Source organism: Sulfurivirga sp. (genome assembly GCF_015490265.1).
Lineage (GTDB): Bacteria > Pseudomonadota > Gammaproteobacteria > Thiomicrospirales > Thiomicrospiraceae > Sulfurivirga.
Genome location: NZ_WFYD01000002.1, coordinates 1 through 3,443, shown reverse-complemented (window position 1 = coordinate 3,443; position 3,443 = coordinate 1). Strand labels below are relative to the sequence as shown.

General features: G+C 64.9%; 3 protein-coding genes. 1 reads left to right on the top strand and 2 read right to left on the bottom strand.

The features are described 5' to 3' along the window. A partial coding sequence (locus F8K16_RS00080; RefSeq protein ID WP_294945243.1) for a 6-phosphofructokinase occupies positions 1–715 on the top strand: 715 nt, incomplete at its 5' end. Here the strand turns inward: F8K16_RS00080 and F8K16_RS00075 are convergent. Further along, positions 707–1,609 carry an AEC family transporter gene (locus F8K16_RS00075; protein WP_294945241.1) on the bottom strand — a complete coding sequence of 301 codons (903 nt, stop codon included), beginning with the start codon at positions 1,607–1,609 and terminating at the stop codon, positions 707–709. The two genes, F8K16_RS00080 and F8K16_RS00075, sit on opposite strands and share 9 nt — an antisense overlap. A gap of 88 nt (positions 1,610–1,697) precedes the next feature. Further along, positions 1,698–3,443, bottom strand: a 1,746-nt coding sequence (gene lpdA, locus F8K16_RS00070) for a dihydrolipoyl dehydrogenase (protein WP_294945238.1), incomplete at its 5' end; no start/stop codon positions are given.

Sequence of the window (3,443 nt, the reverse complement as noted above, 5' to 3'; positions counted from 1 at the left end):
GGTGTTCCTGATGGAAGCCATGGGACGCCATACCGGCTGGATCGCGCTGGCCGGCAGCCTGATTCTGGACCAGCTGCCGGACACGCCGCTGCTGACTCTGTTTGCGGAACGGCCTTTCGACTATGACGCCTTCCTGCCCCGGGTGCGCGAGTGCATCGACCGGCACGGCTACTGCGTCATCGTGGTGTCCGAGGGCATCCGCACGCCGGACGGCGATTTCTTTGCCGTAGCCCGTTGCAACTCAGAGCATATCGGCTGGAGTCAGATGGGAGGGGCGGCCATGAAGCTGGCCGACTGGCTCAGGCGGGATCTGGACACCAAAATCCACGCCGCCGTGCCCGACTACCTGCAGCGCAGCGCCGCCCATCTGGTGAGCCTCACCGACTGGGAGATGGCCTTTGAAGTGGGGCGCACCGCGGTGGAGGCCGCCGCCGCAGGACGCAACGGTGTGCTGCCGGTCATCCACAAGACAGCTGATGCGCCCTTCGAGTGGGACACGCGGCTGATCGAAATTGAAGCGGTTGCGGATCTGGAACGACAGGTGCCGGATGACTTCATCACGCTGGAAGGGTATCACGCCACCTCAAAGGCGCTGGAATACCTGCGCCCGCTGGTGGCCGGCGAGCGGCCCGTTCCATGGCACCACGGCCTGCCTGATCTCAGGCCGGTGAGCTTCCCGCCCGTGCCGAAAAAACTGCCCGGCTGGTCAGAGTGAGCGGCCGACAAGTGACCATAGCGGCAGGGTGATAAAGGCCGCCAGCACCCCCCAGCCGACCATGGCCGCCGCCAGACGGGGCTGCAGGTTGTGACTGGCCGCCACCGCGCCGGCGGTGATCATGGTGGGCATGGCCGCCTCCAGCAGTGCGGTGCGCGCCGGCAGGCCGCGCATCTCCAGCAGTTGAATCAGCCATAGCGCCATAAGCGGCATCAGCCCCATCTTGAGCGCCATGCCGACGGCAAAGGGTTGCCCGAGCCCCTGCGGCAGGCGCAGTTTGAGCTGAAGCCCCACCGCCACCATGGCCACCGGTACCAGCGTGTCGGCCAGTCGGATCAGATTGCTCTCCAGCCAGTCGGGTCGGGGCAGCGTCCAGGTGGCGAAGGTGACCAGCGCGGCGATCATGGGCGGAAAGGTGAACATCTTGTGCAGCACCCGTCGCCAGCTGAACTGGCCGTCTCCCGCATAGAAAGCGGCCACAAAGGGCAGATAGAGCACCACCGCCAGAAAGGAGCCGGCCTGATCGTACACCAGCGCATAGGGAATGCTCTGATCTCCCAGCAGCGCCTCCAGCATGGGAATGCCCAGAAAGGAGGTGTTGCCCAGTGGCGCCAGCATCAGCAGCGCGCCGATGGTATTGCGCGACCAGCCGAACAGCCGGCCCAGCCACAGCACCAGACCCGCCGTGAAGGCCAGCAGCGTCCAGGGCACCACCACCAGCCCCAGCAGGTCGGCGGAAAAGTGGATCTGCGGCAGATAGTGGAGAATGACCGCCGGCAGCGCCACCCAGATGACCCAGGCGTTGAGCACCTCCGGCGCCGCATGGAACACATGCACCCGCTGCAGCAGCAGGCCGATCAGCACGCACAGCGCCACCAGCGTCAGGTTTTCCATGAATGAGGAACCTCCTTCCTGTCGGCTGCACGCCATCCCATTATGAAAAAGCCGCCCGGAGGCGGCCTGTTCTGCGTCGGTTCACGGACTATTTGCGCTTTTTGGGCGCGATCAGGTCCGTGATGGTGCCCTCGGCCATTTCGGCGGCGAAGGCGAAGGTTTCCGACAGGGTCGGGTGCGGGTGGATGGTCAGGCCGATGTCCTGCATGTCCGCGCCCATTTCGATGGCCAGCATGGCCTCGGCGATCAGCTCGCCGGCGTTGGGGCCGACCATGCCGCAACCGAGAATGCGATGGGTTCTGGCGTCAAACAGCGCCTTGGTCATGCCCTCGTCACGGCCGAGGCTCAGGCTGCGACCGGACGCCGCCCACGGGAAGACGCCCTTTTCATACTCGATGCCTTCGGCCTTGAGCTCTTCTTCCGTCTTGCCGGCCCAGGCCACTTCCGGATCGGTATAGGCCACGGAAGGAATGCCCATGGGCGTGAAGGCGGACGGCAGACCACAGATAACCTCGGCCGCCACCTTGCCTTCGTGCACCGCCTTGTGGGCCAGCATGGGCTGGCCGACGATGTCGCCGATGGCGTAGATGTGCGGCACGTTGGTGCGCTGACGCTCGTCCACCGGAATGAAGCCGCGCTCGTCCACGAACACGCCCGCCTTGTCGGCGTCGATGAGCTGGCCGTTGGGTGCACGCCCCACCGCCACCAGAATGCGGTCGAAGCTGTCGGTTTCCGGCACGTCCTTGCCCTCGAAGCTGACCACCAGGCCATCGGCGGTGGCCTCCACGTTGGTCACCTTCGCATTGAGATAGACATTCTCATAGCGTTCCCTGATGCGCTTGAGCAGCGGACGGGTGATATCCCTGTCGGCACCGGGGATGATGGTGTCGCCCAGCTCCACCACGGTGATCTTCGCGCCCAGGCTGTCATACACCTGCGCCATCTCAAGGCCGATGATGCCGCCGCCGATGACCAGCATGCGTCCGGGCACTTCCGGCAGCTCCAGCGCGTCGGTGGAATCCATCACGCGCGGATCGTCATGAGGAATGAACGGCAGTTTAATGGGACGGGAGCCGGCGGCGATGATGGCGCTGTCGAAGGAGATGGTCTTCTGCCCGCCTTCGGCCAGCTCCACAGTAACGGTGTTGGCGCTGGAAAAGCGGCCATAGCCCTGCACGATCTCCACCTTGCGCTGCTTGGCCAGTGCCGCCAGACCACCGGTGAGCTTGCTGATGACGCTGTTCTTGTAGGCGCGCAGCTTGTCCAGATCGATCTCCGGCTCGGCGAATTTCAAGCCATGTTCGGCCAGCTCGCGCGTTTCATTCAGGATGACCGACATGTGCAGCAGCGCCTTGGAGGGAATGCAGCCCACGTTGAGGCACACCCCGCCGATGACCGGGTAGCGCTCCACCAGCACCACCTTCTTGCCCAGGTCGGCGGCCCGGAAGGCGGCGGTATAGCCGCCGGGACCGCCACCAAGCACCAGCACCTCGGCGTGCATGTCCGCCTCGCCGTCGAAGGTGGCCGGGGACGGGGTCTCCCCCATTTTTGCCGGCTCGGCCGCTGCCGCGCCGGCGGCGGAAGCGGTTTCCGCCGTCTCAGAAGGCGTTTCAACGGGTTTTTCGGCTTCATCAATGGCCTCGACCGCCATGCGGGCGATCAGATCACCGGTCTTGACCTTGTCGCCCTCCTTGACCAGCATCTCCTCGATGGTGCCGGCGTAGGGAGACGGCACTTCCATGGTGGCCTTGTCGGATTCCAGCGTGATCAGCGAATCGTCCACATCCACGTGGTCACCGGGCTGCACCAGCACCTCGATGACATCCACCTGATC